Origin of the sequence: Pseudoduganella lurida, from assembly GCF_007830455.1 — a bacterium.
GTDB lineage: Bacteria > Pseudomonadota > Gammaproteobacteria > Burkholderiales > Burkholderiaceae_D > Rugamonas > Rugamonas lurida.
The window spans coordinates 1-20,334 of the sequence record NZ_VLLB01000007.1 but is presented as its reverse complement, the minus strand read 5'-3'; the positions used below and the strand labels follow the sequence as shown (position 1 = coordinate 20,334).

At 63.7% G+C, this 20,334-nt stretch carries 15 protein-coding genes; 2 read left to right on the top strand and 13 right to left on the bottom strand.

What is annotated here, in order from left to right; translation table 11 throughout:
• Positions 1-196 precede the first annotated feature (196 nt).
• The 12 genes from IP91_RS18625 to IP91_RS18570 form a co-directional block, all read right to left on the bottom strand.
• Complete coding sequence (locus tag IP91_RS18625) at positions 197-1,087, bottom strand: ParB/RepB/Spo0J family partition protein (RefSeq protein WP_145650604.1); 891 nt, start codon at positions 1,085-1,087, stop codon at positions 197-199.
• A gap of 107 nt (positions 1,088-1,194) precedes the next feature.
• On the bottom strand, positions 1,195-1,965 hold the full coding sequence (locus tag IP91_RS18620) for a ParA family protein (RefSeq protein WP_145650603.1): 771 nt from the start codon (positions 1,963-1,965) through the stop codon (positions 1,195-1,197).
• A 100-nt stretch (positions 1,966-2,065) separates the two neighbouring features.
• Positions 2,066-2,719 carry a 16S rRNA (guanine(527)-N(7))-methyltransferase RsmG gene (gene rsmG, locus IP91_RS18615; RefSeq protein WP_145650602.1) on the bottom strand — a complete coding sequence of 218 codons (654 nt, stop codon included), beginning with the start codon at positions 2,717-2,719 and terminating at the stop codon, positions 2,066-2,068.
• The gene (mnmG, locus tag IP91_RS18610) at positions 2,719-4,647 is read right to left on the bottom strand and encodes a tRNA uridine-5-carboxymethylaminomethyl(34) synthesis enzyme MnmG (protein WP_145650601.1); all 1,929 of its coding nucleotides are present in this window, start codon (positions 4,645-4,647) and stop codon (positions 2,719-2,721) included. Before mnmG ends, rsmG begins: the two co-directional genes overlap by 1 nt.
• Before the next feature lie 198 nt (positions 4,648-4,845).
• Positions 4,846-5,610 carry a sulfite exporter TauE/SafE family protein gene (locus IP91_RS18605; protein WP_145650600.1) on the bottom strand — a complete coding sequence of 255 codons (765 nt, stop codon included), beginning with the start codon at positions 5,608-5,610 and terminating at the stop codon, positions 4,846-4,848.
• 205 nt (positions 5,611-5,815) lie between these two features.
• On the bottom strand, positions 5,816-7,894 hold the full coding sequence (locus IP91_RS18600; RefSeq protein ID WP_145650599.1) for a 3-hydroxybutyrate oligomer hydrolase family protein: 2,079 nt from the start codon (positions 7,892-7,894) through the stop codon (positions 5,816-5,818).
• 108 nt (positions 7,895-8,002) lie between these two features.
• Positions 8,003-8,977 carry a branched-chain amino acid ABC transporter permease gene (locus IP91_RS18595; protein ID WP_145650598.1) on the bottom strand — a complete coding sequence of 325 codons (975 nt, stop codon included), beginning with the start codon at positions 8,975-8,977 and terminating at the stop codon, positions 8,003-8,005.
• An 11-nt stretch (positions 8,978-8,988) separates the two neighbouring features.
• Positions 8,989-9,873 carry a branched-chain amino acid ABC transporter permease gene (locus tag IP91_RS18590; RefSeq protein WP_145650597.1) on the bottom strand — a complete coding sequence of 295 codons (885 nt, stop codon included), beginning with the start codon at positions 9,871-9,873 and terminating at the stop codon, positions 8,989-8,991.
• 33 nt (positions 9,874-9,906) lie between these two features.
• Positions 9,907-11,115, bottom strand: a complete 1,209-nt coding sequence (locus tag IP91_RS18585; RefSeq protein WP_145650596.1) for an ABC transporter substrate-binding protein — start codon at positions 11,113-11,115, stop codon at positions 9,907-9,909.
• A 99-nt stretch (positions 11,116-11,214) separates the two neighbouring features.
• Positions 11,215-11,967, bottom strand: coding sequence for an ABC transporter ATP-binding protein (locus IP91_RS18580; protein WP_145650595.1), 753 nt, complete (start codon positions 11,965-11,967; stop codon positions 11,215-11,217).
• Positions 11,964-12,737, bottom strand: a complete 774-nt coding sequence (locus tag IP91_RS18575) for an ABC transporter ATP-binding protein (protein ID WP_145650594.1) — start codon at positions 12,735-12,737, stop codon at positions 11,964-11,966. The genes IP91_RS18580 and IP91_RS18575 overlap by 4 nt, the downstream gene beginning before the upstream one ends.
• Before the next feature lie 261 nt (positions 12,738-12,998).
• The gene (locus IP91_RS18570) at positions 12,999-14,030 is read right to left on the bottom strand and encodes an NAD(P)H-dependent flavin oxidoreductase (RefSeq protein ID WP_145650593.1); all 1,032 of its coding nucleotides are present in this window, start codon (positions 14,028-14,030) and stop codon (positions 12,999-13,001) included.
• 955 nt (positions 14,031-14,985) lie between these two features.
• On the opposite strand from IP91_RS18570, the gene IP91_RS18565 reads away from it, so the two are divergent.
• Positions 14,986-15,729 (top strand): 5'-methylthioadenosine/adenosylhomocysteine nucleosidase, encoded by a 744-nt coding sequence (locus tag IP91_RS18565; RefSeq protein ID WP_145650592.1) that lies wholly within the window; start codon positions 14,986-14,988, stop codon positions 15,727-15,729.
• Positions 15,730-15,864: 135 nt separating this feature from the next.
• On the opposite strand, the gene putA is transcribed toward IP91_RS18565, so the two are convergent.
• Complete coding sequence (gene putA, locus IP91_RS18560; RefSeq protein WP_145650591.1) at positions 15,865-19,497, bottom strand: trifunctional transcriptional regulator/proline dehydrogenase/L-glutamate gamma-semialdehyde dehydrogenase; 3,633 nt, start codon at positions 19,495-19,497, stop codon at positions 15,865-15,867.
• Between the two features lie 246 nt (positions 19,498-19,743).
• On the opposite strand from putA, the gene IP91_RS18555 reads away from it, so the two are divergent.
• On the top strand, positions 19,744-20,199 hold the full coding sequence (locus IP91_RS18555) for an Lrp/AsnC ligand binding domain-containing protein (RefSeq protein ID WP_130186877.1): 456 nt from the start codon (positions 19,744-19,746) through the stop codon (positions 20,197-20,199).
• Positions 20,200-20,334 lie beyond the last annotated feature (135 nt).

Sequence of the window (20,334 nt, the reverse complement as noted above, 5' to 3'; positions counted from 1 at the left end):
ACCGACAGCTCTGCAAAAAAGCTATTTGCACCAAGTCGGTGCGAGCGTACCCTGCATGATTGACTTAGACGGGCCTTAAGTCCCTTTTCTTCCCGAAGTCATCCTGAAAAAACGCAACGGAACCGATATCGGGGTGTCCAACTGCCCTGCAATAGACAGTCGGACAATCATCGGAATGATTTTTAGAGGGCGGGGTCTAGTTGTTTCCTGCGGTGCGCAGGCGGGCGAGGACGCCGTCGAGGATGTCCAGGTCGGCAAAGTCGATGATCAGCTGGCCCTTGCCCTTCGCCCCCATGCGGAAGGTGACGGGAGTTGCCAGCGAATCGGACAGCTCTTCTTCCAGGCGCGTGATGTCGCCGGATTTCTCGCGCACCTTTGCCTGCGGCGCCGCGGTCTGCTCATCCAGCGTGCGGTTGACGAGCTTTTCCGTTTCCCGCACCGACAGGCGCCTGGCGATCACCACATTGGCCAGCGTGATCTGGGTGGCCGCGTCGACCGCCAGCAGGGAACGGGCGTGGCCCATGTCGATATCGCCCGCCATCAGCATCGTCTGCACGGCGCCGGCCAGGTTCAGCAGGCGCAGCAGGTTCGACACGGCGCTGCGCGACCGGCCGACGGCGTTGGCCGCCTGCTCGTGCGTGAAGTCGAAGTCCGTGATCAGGCGGTGGATGCCCTGGGCCTCTTCCAGGGGATTGAGATCCTCGCGCTGGATGTTCTCGATCAGCGCCATGGCGGCGGCGGCCGTGTCATCCACCTCGCGCACCAGCACGGGGACCTTGTCCAGGCCGGCCAGCTGCGCGGCGCGGAACCGGCGTTCGCCGGCGATGATCTCGTAGGTCGCGCCATCCTTGCCGTGTTCCACGGGGCGCACGAGGATCGGCTGCATGATGCCCTGCGTCTTGATGGATGCGGCCAGCTCGGTGAGGCTGCCTTCGTCCATCCGCGTGCGGGGCTGGTACTTGCCCGGCTGCAGCGCGGCGATTGCCAGCTCGGACGGCTTGCCCTGCTCCGCCGCTCCCGCATCGTCCGCGCCGCCCAGCAGCGCATCGAGTCCGCGGCCGAGGCCTTTCATTTTTTTGGTTGCCATGTTTTTTCGTTAGCTTCTGCAATATCGGGGACTGCAACATCGGGGACAGGCACCTATTTTCGGGCAACACGCGTGTTGTCCGAAAATAGGTGCCTGTCCCCAGACCCTCACATCTTCTTGATCCGCTTGACCATCTCGGCGCCGAACGCGATATATGCCTGGGCGCCCTTGGAAGACGGGTCGAACGTCACCCCGGGCATCCCATAAGAAGGCGCTTCGGCCAGACGCACATTGCGCGGAATGATGGTCTTGAACACCTTGTCGCCGAAGTGCTGTTCCAGCTGGGCCGAGACCTGCTGCGACAGCGTCATGCGCGGATCGAACATCACGCGCAGGAGACCGATGATCTTCAGGTCCGGATTCAGGTTGGCATGCACCTTCTTGATGGTGTTCACCAGGTCGGACAGGCCTTCGAGCGCATAGTACTCGCACTGCATCGGGATGATCACGCCATGCGCGGCGCACAGCCCGTTCAGCGTGAGCATCGACAGGGCCGGCGGGCAGTCGATCAGGATGAAGTCGTAGTCCTTGTCCACCGCCGCCAGCGCATCCTTCAGGCGCTTCTCCCGGTTGTCCAGTTCCACCATCTCCACTTCGGCACCGGCCAGCTCGCGGTTCGAGGGCAGCACGTCGAAGCGCCCTGCTTCGGACCGCTGGCGCGCCGTGGCCACGTCCGAGGTGCCCAGCATCACTTCATAGGTGGAAGCGGCCAGCCCGGCCTTGTTGATGCCGGCGCCCATCGTGGCATTGCCCTGCGGGTCCAGGTCGACCAGCAGCACGCGCTGGTTCAGCTTGGCCAGGCCGGCGGAGAGATTGACCGTGGTGGTGGTCTTGCCCACGCCGCCCTTCTGGTTTGCTACGCAAAATATTTTCGCCATGTATCCGCTTCAGGTTTCCTGTTTTGATTTATACCGTTTATATCGTATAAATGATTTATATCGTATAAACGGTTTATTTGGTTTATATCGTATAAATAGTTTATACGGTTTCTGCACGCTCGACGAAAACCAGGTGGCGCTCGGCCGCCAGGCCCGGCACCCGCAGAGGCTGCAGATCGTGCACTTTCCAGTCGCCCGGCAGTCGCTCGCGTTCGTCCTGCGGCGCCGTGCCTTTCAGGGCGACGAAGCGGCCACCCTCGGCCAGCAGGTGCTGCGACCATTCCACGAAATCGGACAGGTCGGCGAACGCGCGGGAAGTGATCACGTCGAACGGCTGCTTTACCTGCAGATCCTGGACTTTTTTCGTGTAGACGGTGACGTTAGACAGGCCCAATTCCGCCTTCACCTGCGTCAGGAACGCCGTTTTCTTGTGCACCGTGTCGATCATCGACACAGCCATGTCGGGGCGCGCAATGGCCAGCACCAGGCCCGGCAACCCGCCGCCGGCGCCCACGTCCAGCACGTTGCGCGCGCCGTCGAAGGCGGGCACGGCGGCCAGCGAGTCGAGCAGATGCAGCGTCATCATCTGCATCGGATCGCGCACGGACGTGAGGTTATAGACGTTGTTCCACTTGTTCAGCAGCGCCAGATAGTCCAGCAGCTGCTCCTGCTGCGACGGCGAGAGGGCCAGGCGCAGCTCGGCGACGCCCTCTTCCAGCACATGCGCCAGTGCGGCGCGGTCGAAAATCGCCATCAGGCCGCCTCGTCTTTCAGCGTCACGAAGCCGCCATAACCGGTCTTTTTCAGGTGTACCAGCAGCAGCGAAATGGCCGCCGGCGTCACGCCGGAGATGCGCGAGGCCTGGCCCAGCGTTTCGGGCTGGTGCTTGGCCAGTTTCTGCCGCACTTCGACGGACAGCGCGGCGATATCGAGGTAGTTGAAGCCCTCCGGCAGCTTCAGGTTCTCGTAGTGCTCATGGCGTTCCACCTCCTTCAGCTGGCGTTCGATGTAGCCGGAATACTTCAGCTGGATCTCCACCTGCTCCTGCACGGCGGGATCGGCCACGCCCGGGCCGCCCAGGTTCTGCCCTTCGCTGCCCGTCAGCGTGACCAGTTTTTCGTAGTCGACGCCGGGGCGGCGCAGCAGGTCGGCCAGCGAATATTCGCGCTCGATGGCCTGGCCGATCACGCGTTCCGACTCGGCGGCTGCCAGGATGCGGGGGTTCACCCATGTCGATTTCAGGCGTTCCAGCTCGGTCGCGACGGCCTCGCGCTTGCGGTCGAAGGCCTCCCATTGCGCGTCACCGACGACGCCCAGCTGGCGGCCGATGTCCGTCAGGCGCATGTCCGCATTGTCCTCGCGCAGCGACAGGCGGTACTCGGCACGGCTGGTGAACATGCGGTACGGTTCCTGCACGCCCTGGGTGACGAGATCGTCCACCAGCACGCCAAGGTAGGCTTCGGAGCGGGCCGGCGTCCAGGCATCCTTGCCCTGGGTCTGCAGCGCGGCATTGACGCCCGCCAGCAGGCCCTGCGCAGCCGCTTCCTCGTAGCCCGTGGTGCCGTTGATCTGGCCGGCGAAATACAGGCCGGCAATCGACTTGGTTTCCAGCGATGCCTTCAGGCCCCGCGGGTCGAAATAATCGTATTCGATGGCGTAGCCGGGCCGCAGGATATGGGCGTTTTCCAGGCCGCGCATCGAGCGCACGAGGGCGATCTGCACGTCGAACGGCAGGCTGGTGGAGATGCCATTCGGGTAGAACTCGTGCGTCGTCAGGCCCTCCGGTTCCAGGAAGATCTGGTGCGATTCCTTGCTGGCGAAGCGGTGGATCTTGTCCTCGATCGACGGGCAATAACGGGGGCCGACGCCCTCGATGACGCCCGTGTACATGGGGCTGCGGTCGAGGCCGCCACGGATGATGTCGTGCGTCTGCTGGTTGGTGTGCGTGACCCAGCATGGCAGCTGACGCGGGTGCATGGCCGTGTTGCCCATGACGGAAAATACCGGCACCGGGTCCAGGTCGCCGGGCTGTTCCGTCATCACGGAAAAGTCGATGCTGCGGCCGTCGATGCGGGGCGGCGTGCCCGTTTTCAGGCGGCCCTGCGGCAGTTTCAGCTCCTTCAGGCGGCTCGACAGCGAGATGGCGGGCGGATCGCCGGCACGGCCCGCCGAGTGGCTTTGCAGGCCCACGTGGATCTTCCCGTCCAGGAACGTACCGGCCGTCAGCACGACGGCGCGCGCGCGGAACTGCAGGCCGATCTGCGTGACGGCGCCCACCACGCGGTCGCCCTCCACCATCAGGTCGTCCACCGCCTGTTGGAACAGCCACAGGTTCGGCTGGTTTTCCAGGCGCGAACGGATCGCCGCCTTGTACAGGATGCGGTCGGCCTGCGCGCGCGTGGCACGCACGGCCGGGCCTTTCGACGAGTTCAGGATGCGGAACTGGATGCCGGCTTCGTCCGTCGCGATCGCCATGGCGCCACCCAGCGCGTCCACTTCCTTGACGAGATGGCCTTTGCCGATGCCGCCGATGGAGGGGTTGCAGGACATCTGGCCGAGCGTTTCGATGTTATGCGTCAGCAATAACGTCTTCTGGCCCATGCGGGCCGAGGCAAGTGCGGCTTCGGTACCGGCATGGCCGCCGCCGACGACGATGACGTCGAATTCAGTAGGAAATAACATGGTGAGGAGAGAAAAGCGAAGGGATCAGGAGGAGATTATAAAGTTTTTTGCGTGCTGCGACTTTTTTAGGCAGAAATATTCCTGGATTGTTCCACGTGGAACATTCGACAACTGCTGTGTTGTGCATCGCCCTGTTTCACGTGGAACAAAAAAAGCCCGGTAAAAACCGGGCCTTCGATGCTGTTCCACGTGAAACAATCACCAGCGTTGATATGCATCCCACGAAGTCTTGACGATCAGGATGGTCACCACCACCAGAAAGACGCGACGTACAAAGCCACTGCCGTGGCGCATGGCCAGCTTCGTGCCGATCAACGAACCGGCCACCTGGCAGACGGCCATCATCAGACCCAGCTGCCACAGTAGATGGCCGCTGTAGCCAAACCACATCAGCGCCGACAGGTTGCAGGCCACGTTGACGACTTTTGCCACGGCCGACGCTCCCAGGAAATCGAAGCCGAACAGACGCACGAACAGGAACACCAGGAAGCTGCCGGTACCAGGGCCGAAGAAGCCGTCATAGAAGCCGATGCCGGCGCCGCAGGCGACCGCCAGCAGCCGCTCCTTCAGCCCGCCGTGCAGGGGCGCATGGATGCTGCCGAAGTCCTTGCGCTTGAAGGTGTAGATGGCCACGGCGATCAGCACGACGGGCAGCAGCGTGCGCATGAAGTCGGCGGGAATCTTCGTCACGGTGAAGGCACCGAAGAACGCGAAGAAGAACGCGGCAAACGCGGCCGGTGCCGCCGTCGTCCAGGCAATCGACACGCGGCGCGCATAGTTCACCGCCGCGGCCGCCGTGCCGAAGATGCCGGCCAGTTTGCTCGTCCCCAGCAGCGTTGCCGGTGCCGTATTGCCGAACATCGAAAACAGCACGGGGATCTGGATCAGCCCTCCCCCGCCCACCACCGCATCCACCAGGCCGGCCGAAAAAGCCGCCACCCCCAACACCGCCAGATCAAGCATCGTTTCCCCCGTTGAATCCGTCATTGTACGGAAGCGCCATGCGCTAGTCGAAGGCGAACGATGTTATTGATGAGTCTGTGTCCCGGTGCCTGGCACCATGACATGGATGGGTTCGTGTCCCGGTGCCAGGCACCAGGACAGCATGCTGGCGGTGGACGAAAAAAAGGCCGCCGTGATGGCGGCCTCGATGGCAGCGGTCAAGAGGTCAGTTCGGCACGTTGACGGTGCCGCCGCTGACGGTAATGGCGTTGGTGCCGGGCGTGGCCGAAATCGGTGGCACGTTCGCCACCGTGATCGGTACGGTCGCGCTGGCGCGCGTGGTCGTGCGCACCACCTGCGATGGTGGCAATGGCGTCGCACTGTTTTTCAGGTTGGCATACACGGCATCCAGCGCGCGGAACAGGTACACATGCAGCGGCACGATGACGGTCGGCAGGGCGCTGCTGAAGCTGTCGAAGTGGTTGGCGTTCGTCACCTCGATGTAGCGCAGCTTGCTGTTGGCGCCCTCCACCGAAGCGTTCAGTCCCAGGTAGGCACGCGACGCGTGGTTCACGGGAATGAGTGCATCGGCACGGCCGGCAACGATCAGCGCCGGCTTGCCCTTCAGGTTGCCGGTGGCCTGCACCTCGGCGATCCCGGCGCGCACGCGGGCGCTCTGCGCCGCCAGGTCGCCCGTCAGCGCATTCCCCGTGACGGCATCGACGCCGGTGGCCAGCGAGCGCAAGCACAGGAAGCCGTCCAGCGACTGGTCCTCGATGCCGGTCGTGGGCGAGACGCCGATGCTGTACACCTTGGCCCCACCTACCGAGTTCTCGTACACGGGCGTGCCGACGATACCGTTCTGCGTGGCGAAGCTGGAGGCTTTGACGGCAGCCGTCAGCGGTACGGGATTACCGGCCGCATCCGTGGCAGCCCAGCTGAAGCCGCAGACATTGTCCGTCACGGCAAACTTGCCGTAGGCGTTCACATAGGTCACGGCAACCAGGATATTGGTCAGCGCATGCAGGCCCTGCAGCGGCTCGGCATCCGCTGTCCAGCCATACGCGCGCAACCGCGCCCGCGCGTCGGCCTGCCGCGCCGCCAGGTCGCTCCCTGTCAGCAGCCCTTTCTGGACCAGCGATGCGCAGCGTCCCGCAGCACCCGCTGCCAGCAAACAAGGCTGGTACAGCGCGGCATAGCTGGCGTAATCGAGCAGCGCCCGGCCCTGGGCCGCGACATTGGCCCCACCCTGCCGCACCGTATAGCCCGTCGCCGACTTCGGCTGGATCTGCGGCTCGGTCGCCGCCACGGCATCGATCAGCCCCTTGGTATCCTGCTCGGCCGCAAGCAGTGCCGCGCCGGCGCCGTTCGAGATGGACGACGCGATCGTCAGCGTGTTGGCCGGCGTCAGCCGTACGACATGGCTCTTGCCGTCGCCGGCCAGCACGCCGTATTTTTCATTGAGCACATAGAAGGCGAACTCGACAGCCTGTAACGTGGCCTTGCCCCAGTCCTTCTCCGGATTCTGCTGCGAGTGCGCATGCTTGAACGCGATGCGGCCCGGGTACTGCTGCGCGTAGGTGGTGCGCTGCGCGTCGGTGAGTTCGGGTGCGAACGTGGCGTTCCTGCCCGCTGCGGGACGCGTTGCACGCTGGCCGTTCTGGCCGATCACGCTGTCGTCCTCGAACGTGTACAGGCCGGTGCCGCTGCCCTTGTCCGCATAGGCCACTGCGCAATTGTTCTTGAGGGCCCATTCGCCGGCGCTGCCGATGGCGCCGTAGATGCCCCGCGAGCCGCTCGACGTACCCGTCACGATGCAGGGATTGACGGGGTCGAAGCCGGCCGGCACCTGCACCAGCAACGTCACGTTCTGCTTGCCGGTGCCGTCGTCGGCATACGCCACATATTCGGTGCCGGGCACCATGCCGTTGCCGCTCGTGGCAGTCCCCGCCGCGTTGACGTTCGGGCCGTACAGCGTGCCGTAGCCGCTGGCCGCGGCGATATCGAGCACCGCGCGGTAATTGGCCCAGATGGCGTTACGGCGCAACTCGCGCGGCGTGGGATTGGCGGCATCGTTGTAGGCCGGCGGCGCGGCGCTCGCCAGGCCCGTGGCGCCCAGCCCGGCCGTGAGCAGATCGTCGCTCGTGCCGTCGTAGGTCGTCGACGTCACGGTGCCCAGGTAGGCGGGTTTCTGGTTCAGGTCGGCCGGATCGTCGTCGTCATCGTGGTGGCTGCCGCAGCCGGCCAGCGCCAGCGTGGTCGCCGTTACTGCCAGCACGGTCAGGACCGTTTTGGTGTGCTTCATTGTGTCTCCTTGTCGTTATGCGTAGCGGCATGCGCCTGGATAAAGCTTGCCGGATAAAACCCTTGCTGCAAAAAACAAACGCCGGACCAGGTCCGGCGTTGGCTGTGTTCAGGTGGTGCGTTTTCGCCCCAGCACCGCCACGATCTCGCCCACGATGCCGCGGCGGAACAGTAGCACGCAGGCAATGAAGATCAGGCCAGTCACCATGCTCACCGCTTCCCCAAGCTTGTTGAACCACAGGATGCCGGTACTGCCCGCCACCATCGTGCCGAAGTCGCCCAGCTTGTTTTCCAGCGCGATGATGATGATGGCGCCCAGCAAGGGCCCGGCCAGCGTGCCCATGCCACCCACCAGCGTCATCAGGATGACGAGGCCGGACATGGTCCAGTGCACATCCGTCAGCGTCTCGAAGCCCAGCACCACCGTCTTCAGCGCACCGGCCAGTCCGGCCAGCGCGGCGGACAGCACGAAGGCCATCAGCTTGTAGCGGTCCACGTCGTAGCCCAGTGAGATCGCGCGCGGCTCATTTTCCTTGATGGCCTTGAGCACCTGGCCGAACGGCGAGTGCACGGTGCGCACGATCAGCGCGAAACCGGCCACGGCAATCGCCAGCACGACGAAGTACAGCACCAGGTCGCTGGACAGGTCGACCGTTCCCAGCAGGCGTCCCCGCGGCACGCCCTGCAGGCCGTCCTCGCCGCCCGTCAGGCCCGTGAAGCGCAGGCCGCCGAAGTAGACCATCTGCGCCAGCGCCAGCGTGATCATCGAGAAGTAGATGCCCGAACGGCGGATCGCCAGCGCGCCCATCACGACGCCCACCAGGGCAGCGCCCGCCACGCCGGCCAGCACGCCCAGTTCGGACGGCAGGCCCCAGGTTTTCAATGCATTGCCGGCCACGTAACCGGCGGTGCCGAAGAAGGCCGCGTGGCCGAACGACAGCAGGCCCGTAAATCCGATCAGCAGATTGAAGGCGCTGGCGAACAGCGCGAAGCACAGCAGCTTCATCAGGAATACGGGGTAGCCCACGAAGGGCGCGGCCAGGGCCACCGCCAGTGCGATCCCGTAACCGATCCGTTTGTCCATGCGGTCTCCCTTCACTTCTCTTTGCCGAACAGGCCGGCGGGGCGCAGCAGCAGCACGATCACCATCACCAGGAACACGACGGTGGACGAGAACTCCGGATAGAACACGCGCGTGAAACCCTCGATGACGCCGAGCCCGAGCCCGGTGACGATCGCGCCCAGGATCGAGCCCATGCCACCGATTACCACCACGGCAAACACGACGATGATCAGGTTCGAGCCCATCAGCGGCATCACCTGGATGATGGGCGCCGCCAGCACGCCGGCAAAGCCGGCCAGCGCCACGCCGAAGCCATAGGTGAGCGTGACCATCAGCGGCACGTTGATGCCGAACGCCTCCACCAGCTTCGGGTTCTCCGTGCCCGCGCGCAGGTAGGCACCGAGACGGGTTTTCTCGATGACGAACCAGGTGGCAAAGCACACCACCAGCGAGGCGACCACGACCCAGCCCCGGTAGTTCGGCAGGATCATGAAGCCCAGGTTCGTGGCGCCCTGCAGCTGTGCGGGCGTATCGAAGGTCTGGCCCGAGACGCCGTAGAAGGAGCGGAACACGCCTTCCACCAGCAGGGTGATGCCGAACGTGAGCAGCAGGCCATACAGGTGGTCCAGCTGGTAGAGCCAGCGCAGCAGCGTCTTCTCGATGACGATGCCGAGCGCGCCGACCACCAGCGGCGCGGCCAGCAGCATCGTCCAGTAGCTCATGCCGAGGTAGCTCATGCCCATCCACGCCAGGAACGCGCCCATCATGTACATCGCGCCATGCGAGAAATTGATCACGTTCAGCAGGCCGAAGATGATCGCCAGGCCGAGCGACAGCATCGCGTAGAAGGAACCGTTGACGAGACCCAGCAGCAGCTGGCTCATCAATGCGGGCAGGGGAACGCCGAAAATTTCCATGGGCGGCCGGTCTCCGTGATGGTGGTCAGCGCCCTACTTCCACAGCGAGCACTTCGTTTCGGCCTTCGTCATGTAGGCCTGCTCGCCCGGGATGGTGGCCACCAGCTTGTAGTAGTCCCACGGGTACTTCGATTCGGCCGGCTTCTTCACTTCCATCAGGTACATATCGTGCACCATGCGGCCGTCCGGTCGGATCACGCCGTTCTTCGTGAACATGTCGTTGATCGGGGTTTTCTTCAGGTAGGCCATCACCTTGTCCGAGTCGTCCGTGCCCACCGCCTTGACGGCCTTCAGGTAGTTGGCCGCGGCCGAATAGTCGGCGGCCTGCAGCATCGACGGCTCTTTCGTCATCTTCGCGAAATAGCGCTTCGACCAGGCGCGAGTATCGGCATTCGCATCCCAGTACCAGCCGTCCGTCAGATACATGCCCTGCGTGACGTTCAGGCCCAGCGAATGGATGTCGTTGATGAAGATGAGCAGGCCGGCCAGCTTCATCTTCTTGCTGATGCCGAATTCGTTGGCTGCCTTGATGGAATTGATGGCGTCGCCACCAGCATTGGCCAGCCCGAGGATCTGCGCCTTCGAGGCCTGCGCCTGCAGCAGGAACGACGAGAAGTCCGATGCCGACAGCGGATGCTTCACCGCCCCCAGCACCCTGCCGCCGCCCGTCTTCACCACGGCCGCCGTATCGGTTTCCAGCGACTGGCCGAACGCATAATCGGCCGTCATGAAGTACCAGTCCTTGCCGCCCTGCTTGACGATCGCGCCGCCGGTGCCGCGCGCCAGCGCGACCGTGTCGTACGCATAGTGCACGGTGTACGGCGTGCATTCCTCATTGGTCAGCCGCGAGGAGCCGGCGCCGATCGAGATGAAAATCTTTTTCTTCTCGGCGGCGACCTTGGCCATCGCCAGGTTGGCGCCGGAGTTGGTGCCGCCGATCAGCAGGTCCACGCCGCCCTGGTCGAACCATTCGCGCGCCTTCGAGGCGGCGATGTCGGCCTTGTTCTGGTGGTCGGCGGAGACGAATTCCACCTTCTTGCCGGCGATGACGGGGCCGGCATCGGCGATGGCCATCTTGATCGCCTCGGCCCCGCCGGCACCGTCGATGTCCGTGTACAGGCCGGACATGTCGGTGATGAACCCGATCTTGATGGTGTCGCCCGATACCTGTGCGGCGGCAGTACCCGGCAGGCCTGCGGCGCAGAGGGCCGCGGCGGCTACAGCGATGGCTTGGCGTTTCATAGCGTCTCCTTCGACTAGGTTTTTATGATGCCGCAGCAGCACCCACCGCCGCGGCGATAGCCTGCACTACCCTTCCCTTCCCTTCACGTTTTAACCCTGTCACACCCCCAGCAGCTCGGTCAGCACCGGCATGCGCGCGCCCAGTTCCACCGCATCGAACGCCAGCGCGATCTGGCCATGCTCCATCACGTAGAACCGGTCCGCCAGCGGCGCGGCGAAGCGGAAATTCTGTTCCACCATCACGATCGTGTAGCCCTTCGCCTTCAATGTGCGGATCATGCGCGCCAGGCCCTGCACGATCACTGGCGCCAGGCCTTCAGAGATTTCGTCCAGCAGCAGCAGGCGCGCACCGGTGCGCAGGATGCGCGCCACGGCCAGCATCTGCTGCTCGCCGCCGGACAGGCGCGTGCCCTGGCTGTGGCGGCGTTCCTTCAGGTTGGGGAACATGTCGTAGATCTCGTCGACGGACATGCCGGCGTGGCCCGTTGCCAGCACGGGCGGCAGCAGCAGGTTTTCCTCCGTGGACAACGATGAAAAAATGCCGCGCTCCTCGGGACAGTAGCCGACACCGAGGTGCGCCACGCGGTGCGTCGGCAGGCCGATCGCTTCCTTGCCGTTGATGCGGATCGAGCCCTTGCGCGCCCCCGTCAGGCCCATGATGGCGCGCAGCGTGGTGGTGCGGCCGGCGCCGTTGCGGCCCAGCAGCGTGACGACTTCGCCCGCGTGCACGGCCAGGTTCACGTCATGCAGCACATGCGATTCGCCGTACCAGGCCTGCAGGCCGGCAATTTCCAGTGCCGCCGGGGCGGGTGAACTGGCAACCACCGCAGCATTCCTTGCCGGTGCGTTCATCCGTGCGCTCCCGCCAGCTCGGCCGCCTCGCTGCCCATGTAAGCCTCCATCACCTGTGGATTGGTGGAGACCTCGGCATAGCTGCCTTCGGCCAGCATCGCGCCCCGCTGCAGCACGGAGATCCGGTCGCAGATGCCGGAGACGACGCTCATATTGTGTTCGACCATCAGGATCGTGCGGCCGGCCGACACCTTCTTGATCAGCTCGGTGACGCGGTGCACGTCTTCATGGCCCATGCCTTGCGTGGGCTCGTCCAGCAGCATCAGTTCAGGCTCCATCGCCAGCGTGGTGGCGATTTCCAGTGCCCGCTTGCGGCCGTAGGGCATGTCCGCCGTGATCGTGTCGGCAAAACTTTCCAGGTCGACCTCGGCCAGCAGGGCCATGGCACGCCCGTTCAACTGGTCGAGCGTGCGTTCGCTGCGCCAGAAGTGAAAGGTGGTGCCCAGCTGGCGCTGCAGGCCGATGCGCACGTTCTGCAGCACGGTGAGATGGGGGAACACCGCCGAGATCTGGAACGAGCGGATCACGCCCATCCGGGCGATGCGGGCCGGATGGGCGTCGGTAATGTCCTTGCCGTTGAAAACGATCGCGCCGGCGGTCGGCGCGAGGAACTTCGTGAGCAGGTTGAAACAGGTCGTCTTGCCCGCGCCGTTCGGGCCGATCAGGGCATGAATATGCCCCTGCCGGACGTTCAGGTTCACCTTGTTGACCGCCGTGAACCCCTTGAACTCCTTGGTCAACTCCCTTGTTTCCAGGATGAAGTTGGACATCGCGTCTCCCAGGTCTTTATAAGAATGTCTACCTGCCGCAATGGGCTGCCTCGAAAGCACCGCTGCCTCGGCCGCTGCAAATTCGGTCGATCTTACCGAGAACGATTTTCCCGCTCAATACCGTATAACTACCACATCTTTATAACTAGCTGCTGGTAACCGAATATGCGTTATCTGTCGCTTATTTTTTGCTAGTGACTTCTTCTGCTTTTTAAATCGATGAATATCGCCTAAATTGCATTGTGCAGTTACCTATTATTTTTAACCGAGTTCGTCGACCAAAGTGGCAACGAGCCGCGCTGCCGACATGCGCCGGGTGCGCCCGACGCCGGTACCGCACCACAGGGACATCAACTCGGTATCGCCCCGTTTCGCCGCTTCGAAACGGATCGGCCCGGTAAGCGCATTCTGCACGGGATAGGGCGGCACCAGTTCTTCCACGCCTTCCATCTGGTTCATGAAGCGGTTCACCAGACCGCGCGCATAGCGTCCGGAAAAGGCACGCGTGAGCCGTGTGGGCGCATTGCCGGCGATGAGCAGCCGATGCTTGTAGGCGGGATGGATGCCTGATTCCTCGGTGACGAGGAATGCGGTACCCATCTGGACGGCAATGGCGCCCAGCGCCAGCCGCTCACGGATGTCGGCGCCCGTCATGACATTGCCGGCCGAGATGACGGGAATCGACACTTCGGCCACGACTGCCTTCAACAGGTCGATCGTCCCCAGCGTGGCATCGCGCTGGTCGCCGATGAAAGTGCCGCGATGGCCGCCGGACTCGATGCCGGAAGCGATCACCGCATCGGCACCGATCCGTTGCCAGGCCAGGGCTTCCTCGACAGTGGTGACAGTCCCGATCACCAGGATGCCGGCAGCATGCAATTGCCCGACCTGGTCGGCCGAAAGAATCCCGAACGTGAAGCTGGCCGCCGCGGGTTTGACGTCCAGTAGCACCTCGAACTGCGCCGCGAAGTCTTCGCACCAGCGGAAGGGCAGCGCCAGCTCGGACCAGCCCAGCGACGACCAGACCGGTTTCAGCAGTTCGACCGCCGTGGCCACTTCCTCGCGGCTGGGCCGGGGATCGTCCTGGATGAACAGGTTCAGGATGAAGGGTTTATCGGTCAATCGCCTGGTTTCCGCGACCTGCTGGCGGATTTTTTCCGGCCCCAGCAGCGACATGGCGAACGAGCCCAGGGCGCCCGCGTTGGACACGGCAGCGACCAGCGCCGGGGTGGTACACCCACCGGCCATCGGGCCCTGGATGATGGGATGAACGAACAGGGACCGCAACTCCATGGTATCTCCTAGACAAGAATCAGGCTGTGCATAACCTTATGGATATCCACAGGCATCGTTTGTGCGTAAACCGTTCGGCTGTGCAGAACGCCATTTTTGTCCAAAAACCGTTCCGCGGCCATACAAGGTTTACGCGCGTGGTTGTACGGAACGTAAACGGCTGATTCTATTGCAGTTGAGGCAGTTATCCACAGAAAACCGGAACTGTTAACAACCACTACTAGCTTGTATACAGACTTATTCTTGTAAACCGATGGCACTTTCGCGCTCGCACTTCGGGACGCCATCTTCACGAACTATCGAAAAAAGCGTCAGCAAGAAATTCGTTTGCAGAACTAGGCAACGTCGTTGCAAAGCGGTCTTTCCGTGAACACCTCTGCCTGACGATGTGATCCGCAAGCGTTGTCGTCCTCCTCGCGAACCTCCCCTGCCCGAGCGCTCGTGGAAAGTTGCCAGTTCTTGAACTCGCAGTTTTAAAAAAATGGTCTTTCGGCTCCAAACGGTCGATGCATCGAAAGCCTGCAGACGCTTTTCCAGAAGATTGCCGCTTGTCCGACGTCATTGCACACGCAGCAAGGATTCGATCCGGACAGTCCGGAAGCGTTCCCTGCCGCTTCGTACGTGCTGAGCTGGATCAGCCAGGGGCGTTTTCGGCGTGCGAATGCTTCTGCTTGCTGCTTTGGCAAGCAAAGGAGTGGTTTTCAGAAAGGGATGTGGATAAGCCGCTGCATATCCACAGGTGCGGATGTGCGTAAACCACGTGAAGGTTCACGGCCGCAGTTTTTGTCCAGAAGTCGTCCGGGCTGGATACAATGCTTTTCCAGCTGATTCAAGGAGGCGTAAACAGCTGATTTTGTGGATGTTAACAGGGTTATCCACAGTAAACGGCCGGTTTACTATCTACTACCAGGTTTTATATTTATTCTTATCCTTGTAAACCAACAACACCGTAACCATGCAAAACACCGCAAAACCGCAGGCAGACATTCGCCTTGGCATCATGTCCGCTCTCGCAGAAGAACAAAGCGGTCTGATCGATGCAATGGAAAACCCGTCCAGGCTGGTACACGGCATGCGGGAATACACCGCAGGCAGCCTGTGGGGAATCGAGTCGGTCGCCGTGCTGTCCCGGATCGGCAAGGTGGCTGCCGGCATGACGGCCGCTACGCTTGTGGAAAAGTTCGGAGTTACCCACATCGTCTTTACCGGCGTTGCCGGCAGTGCCGATCCGGACGTGCAGGTGGGCGATGTCGTGATTGCCGATTCGCTCGTCCAGCACGACATGGATGCGTCACCCCTGTTTCCGCGCTTCGAGGTGCCGCTGACGGGCCTGTCGCACCTGCCCAGCGACCTGGCCTTGAGCGATCGCCTCGCCGCGGCAGCCGGAAAGTTCCTCGAAGCCACGAGCGGCCCCAGGCTGCATCGCGGCCTCATCGGCAGTGGCGACCTCTTCGTTCACGATGGAAAGCGCCTGGCGGCCCTGAAAAGTGCCTTGCCGGGCCTGCTGGCGGTGGAGATGGAAGGCGCCGCCGTGGCCCAGGTGTGTTTCGAGCTCGGCATACCCTTCGCCGTGATCCGCACGATTTCGGACAATGCGGATGAATCGGCTGCCGTCGACTTCGTGGAATTCGTGCGCACGGTGGCCTCGCGCTACGCGTTCGGCATCATTGAAAACTTCTGCCGGAGCTGGACGCTATAGACGGGCCCGTGTCCGTGTCGGGGTCAGACCCCATGGTGGACACGGGCTGGGCCGTAAAAAGGCCTCCAGGGGCGTTTAAAGCGCTGCTGGAGGCCTTCGGAGGTAGGGAGAGCCCGGAGTCGGGCTCGAATGGCTTTACGCGCCCAGCGTCATCAGGCTGGCATTGCCGCCGGCGGCGGTCGTGTTGACGCACAGGGCGCGCTCGGCGATCAGGCGCCACAGGGGAATGGCGGCATCGGCCGTCGTTTCGACCAGGGAGACGATGGCACCATCGCGTTCGGCAAGCGGTACGCGCAGCTGGGCGGCCAGTGCCGGTTCCACCAGTGCGATCTGGAAGCCGTCCTTCAGCGCTGCCAGGTCGCCGACGACCTGCATGCGGTCGCGCACGGCGGCGGGCAGGTCGGCCGGAACCAGAGCGCTCGAATGGGCCACGACGATGGCGCGGTTGCCGGTTGCCAGCACGGCAGCGAGCTGGTTCAGGAGCACTTCCTGGCTGTTGGCAAAGCAGGCGACCGTGCCGCGTGGCGCATGGCGCAGCGTGTTGCGTTCACCCGTCGGGCCCGGCAGCACGATTTCCGTGCCCAGCGGTGTCGTGTGGGCATATTGCTGGGCGAGCGTGGCAGCGTTCGCAAAACCTTTTCCTTTGGCCCAGACGACCAGCGCATCCACCGCCGGGGTCGCCAGCCGAGGATGGGTGGCCACCGCCGGCGCCGAGCGCTGCAGGCGGTGCAGGTACAGCGGACCGCCCGCCTTCGGCCCCGTGCCGGATTTGCCTTCCCCGCCGAACGGTTGCACGCCCACCACCGCGCCGACGATATTGCGGTTCACGTAGATGTTGCCGACATGGGCACGGGCGACGATGTAGTCGATCGTCTCGTCGATGCGCGAGTGGATGCCCAGCGTCAGGCCGAAGCCGCTGGCGTTGATCTGGTCGATCACGTCCGGCAGCTGGGAACGGCGGTAGCGGATCACGTGCATCACGGGACCGAACACTTCCTTCGTCAGCTCGGCCAGCGAGCGGATCTCCAGCACCGTCGGCGGCACGAAGGTGCCCACCGCTTCGGCGGGCAGGCCCAGCGAGAAGTGCGCCACGCAGGTGCGCTTGGTCTGCTCGATGTGCGACAGCAGATTCTGCTGTGCTTCCGTGTCGATGACGGGACCGATGTCGGTCACCAGCCGGTCCGGATTGCCGATCTTCAGCTCGCCCATCGCGCCCTTGAGCATCGCGATGGTCTTGTCGGCGATGTCTTCCTGCAGGAACAGCACGCGCAGCGCGGAACAGCGCTGGCCGGCGCTATCGAAGGCCGAGGCGATGGCATCCTGCACCACCTGCTCCGGCAGCGACGAGGAATCGACGATCATCGCGTTCTGCCCGCCCGTTTCGGCGATCAGGGGAATGTCGTGACCCTCGGCCACGGCGCGGCGCGCCAGCGTGCGGTTGATCAGCTGTGCCACTTCGGTCGAGCCCGTGAAGATCACGCCCTTGACACGCGCGTCATTGCACAGGCCGGCACCGACGACGTCGCCCCGGCCCGGCAGGTACTGCAGCGCGGCGCGCGGAATGCCCGCCTGATGCAGCAATTCGACGGCGCGGTGCGCGATCAGCGGGGTCTGTTCGGCCGGTTTCGCCAGCACCACGTTGCCGGCCGCCAGCGCGGCTGCCACCTGTCCCGTGAAGATCGCCAGCGGGAAGTTCCACGGGCTGATGCAGGTGACGGGACCCAGCGCTTCACCCGCCCCGCTGCGGATCTGCTCGGCGTAGTAGCGCAGAAAATCGACCGCTTCGCGCACCTCGGCAATCGCGTTCGGCAGCGACTTGCCGGCCTCGCGGATCGCCAGCGCCAGCAGTTCCATCATGTTCGCTTCGTACAGATCCGCCGCACGCACCAGGGCCGCGGCCCGCTCGGCCGGCGCGACCGCTGCCCAGTCCGCGGCAAACGTGCTGGCGCTGGCCAGCGCCCCGGCCACATCGGCCGCCGTCGCCTCCGTGACGTGGCCAACGGTATCGGCCTGCTGCGCCGGATTGACGACCGGCTGCGCGGACTGGCCAGATTCGGCGGCGGCGGCCAGCAGCGGTGCTGCGGTCCAGGTGCGCGGCTGTGCCAGTGCCGCGGAAACCTCGCGCAGCACGTCCTCGTTCGACAGGTCGATGCCGGCCGAATTGCGGCGCGCGGTGCCGAACATGTTCAGCGGCAGCGCGATGGCCGGATGCGGCAGGCCGCACTGCCGGCGCGCCGTATCGAGCGGATTGGTCACCAGCGTGTCGACGGGAATGCTCTCGTCGACGATCTGGCTGACGAACGAGGAATTCGCGCCGTTTTCCAGCAGCCGCCGCACCAGGTAGGCCAGCAGCGTTTCATGGGTGCCCACCGGCGCGTAGATGCGGCAGGCCTTGCCCAGGTTCTGCGCGCCGACCACCTGGTCGTACAGCGTTTCGCCCATGCCGTGCAGGCACTGGAATTCGTAGTCGTCGATGCCGTCGCGCTGGGCCCACGTGTAGATGGTGGCCAGTGTCTGCGCGTTGTGCGTGGCGAACTGCGGGTAGATCACGTCCGTCGCGGCCAGCAGGCGCTGCGCGCAGGCCAGATAGGACACGTCCGTGTACACCTTGCGCGTGTAGACGGGATAGCCGGGCATGCCGTCCACCTGGGCGCGCTTGATCTCGGCATCCCAGTAGGCGCCCTTCACCAGGCGCACCATGAACTGGCGGCCGGTACGGCGCGCCAGGTCGGCCAGGTAGTCGATGACGAACGGGCAGCGCTTCTGGTAGGCCTGCACGACGAAGCCGATGCCGGCAAACCCGGCCAGTGCCGGATCGTGCGCCAGCGCTTCCATCAGGTCCAGCGACAGCTCCAGGCGGTCGGCCTCTTCCGCATCGATGTTCAGGCCGATGTCGTACTGCTTGGCCAGCAGCACGAGGGCCCGCACGCGTGGCAGCAGCTCGTTCATCACGCGCTCGCGCTGGGCACGGCTGTAGCGCGGGTGCAGCGCCGACAGCTTCACGGAAATGCCCGGACCGCTGCGGATGCCGCGGCCGTTCGAGGCCTTGCCGATGGCGTGGATCGCCTGTTCATACGAGGCGTAGTAGCTGGCCGCGTCGTGCGCCGTCAGCGCTGCCTCGCCCAGCATGTCGTACGAATAGCGGTAGCCGCGCGCCTCGTTCTCGCGGCCGTTGCGGATGGCTTCGTCGATCGTCTGGCCCGTCACGAACTGGTTGCCCAGCATGCGCATCGCCACGTCCACGCCCTTGCGGATCAGCGGCTCGCCGCCTTTGGCGATCAGCCGGCCCAGTGCGGAACCCAGCTTTTCCTCGCTGGAGGTCGTGACCAGCTTGCCGGTGACGAGCAGCCCCCACGTGGCCGCATTGACGAACAGCGACGGCGATTCGCCCAGGTGGCGCTTCCAGTCGCCCTTGCTGATCTTGTCGGCGATCAGGCGGTCGGCCGTGGCCTTGTCGGGAATGCGCAGCAGCGCTTCGGCCAGGCACATCAATGCCACGCCTTCTTCCGACGACAGCGAGAACTGGTGCATCAGCGCATCCACGCCGGAGGCCCGGGTACGCTTTTCGCGCACGGCCGTCACCAGGCGGCGCGCCAGGTCCTGGGCGGCCTGCGTGGTCTCGGCACCACGTTCGCGCACCTGGGACAGCAGCCACTGGACGGCCTCCTGTTCGTCACGTCGATAGGCCGCGGTGATGGCGGCGCGCAACGGGGTCGGATCGCGCAGGATTTCCGCCTGCAGGGTGCTGAAGGGAACGGGGGCATTCATGGGATGATCTTTAATCAAGGTTGTGGCGCAACACCTAACAAAACACGCCCGGCAGCGACGGGCTGCGGAGCGTGCAATATGGCTGTTGCCAATGATTCGATTGTATGCGTCTTTCTTCTGGATTAATTCTGGTAATCCATAGGGCTAGCAATACAACATTTTTGGTGAGAGAATTTGACCAAATAAAATTAATTATCGACGCCTCCCCTTGGAGGCGGCGCAAAATAAATCGATCTGGGAGTGATGATGCTGGACAAGATCAGCAAGAAGATCCTGATGGAGCTGCAAAGCGATGGCCGCATCAGCAACGTGGAGCTGGCCGCCCGCGTGAACCTGTCGCCCGCCGCCTGCCTCGAGCGGGTGCGCAAGCTGCACGATTCCGGCTACATCCTGGGCTACACGGCCCAGCTCAATCCGCAGCTGCTGGATGTCTCGCTGCTGGTCTTCATCGAGGTGGTGCTGGACCGCACGACCCCGGAAGTCTTCGATGCGTTCAAGCATAGCGTACAACTGATCCCCGAGGTGCTCGAATGCCATATGGTGGCGGGCGGCTTCGACTACCTCGTCAAGGCGCGTGTGAAGGACATGGCCGCCTACCGGGAATTCCTCGGCAAGACGCTGCTGCAGAAAGGCGTGCGCGAAACGCACACCTATGCGGTGATGGAAGAGGTGAAGAACACCAGCAAGCTGCCGATCAAGTAGCAGTCAGTGCGAACGGCCGAGCCCGTGTCCATGTCGGGGTCTTATATCTTGAAGATGGCGTAAATTGTGTTTGCGAGCATGTCAGCTTGATGGGTCTGGGGGCCTGAAGAGCCCGAGGGTCAGCCTATAGCGACA